Raw genomic sequence first — 1306 nt, forward strand, 5'->3', positions numbered from 1 at the left:
TCATTAGTGTTGCGTTAAGTTATAAAATAGTTCTTTGAAATTTTTGTATATCAGATATTTACGGTTGATTTTCTTTTCCCCCGATTTGAAATGATAATTTTGCAGGTTAAATGTAACCTGTTATGAATCAAGACAAATATGTTTTCGCTCAATTGACTGATTTTTTGCCGTATGAACAATTTAAATACATCGTCAAAAAATACAGGGGGAATATGAGGATTCGTGATTTTTCCTGCTGGAATCAACTGCTCATGATGATGTTCGGGCAACTCTCAAACTGCGATAGTATGCGTGATTTGTGCATTTTGACTGATGCACACCACCAGAAATCGTATCGTTTGGGTTTTGGAAAGAGTATCGCTCTTTCCACTCTGTCCCGAGCTAACGCGAATCGTGATTATCGGATTTTTGAGGAATTAGCCTCCCTGATGATTACCCAAGCGCAAAAATGCCGTGCCGATATTGATTTTGACATTCAAGTTGATGGTAACGTGTATGCTTTTGATTCATCTACGGTTTCCCTGTGTTTGAATGTATTTTGGTGGGCGACTTACAAACGTCAAAAAGGTGCAATAAAATTGCATACTCTTTACGATGTCAGAACACAGATTCCTGATTTTATTGTCGTTACTCCTGCTTCGGTCAATGATATTAACGGGATGGATTATATTGATTACCAAAGAGGCAGTTATTACATCTTTGACCGTGGATACAACGACTTTGCCCGACTCTATAACATTCATACCTGCGAGGCTTTTTTTGTTTTCCGGGCACGCGAAAAAATCAAATTCAGGCGAATATACAGCCTTAAAAAAGAACCGTATACAGGTATAAAGTCCGACCAAATCGGTGTTTTTACAACCGGAAATTCACCGAAACGCTACCCCGAAAAAATCCGCAAGATTCGTTATTACGATACCGTGCAAAACAGAGAGTTTGTTTTTCTGACAAATGACTTGGTTTCCGATGCTAAAACGATTACGGAATTATATCGCAAACGTTGGTCTATTGAATTGTTTTTCAAATGGATAAAACAGCATCTGAAAATCAAACAGTTTTGGGGAACGACCGAAAATGCCGTAAAAATACAGGTAAATTGTGCTGTTATTGCTTATTGCCTTATAGCGATAGTTGCAAAAAAACTCAAAACAGAACGTACAATCTACGAATTATTACAAATTTTCGGCAAGTCCCTGCTGGATAAAACTCCTATAAATCAACTGATTAATAAATCTGATTACAAAAATGTCAAAGAGCAAATTGATAACTTATTGTTATTCAATTAATTTTAACGCAACACTAGTGG

1 protein-coding gene is annotated in these 1306 nt (G+C 36.8%); it reads left to right on the top strand.

All coding sequences use genetic code 11. The features are described from left to right. Positions 1-122 precede the first annotated feature (122 nt). A complete protein-coding gene (locus HMPREF9455_RS20515; protein WP_006801687.1) occupies positions 123-1286 on the top strand; it encodes an IS4 family transposase in 1164 nt (387 codons plus the stop codon). Positions 1287-1306: the final 20 nt, after the last annotated feature.

The organism is Dysgonomonas gadei ATCC BAA-286, from assembly GCF_000213555.1.
GTDB lineage: Bacteria > Bacteroidota > Bacteroidia > Bacteroidales > Dysgonomonadaceae > Dysgonomonas > Dysgonomonas gadei.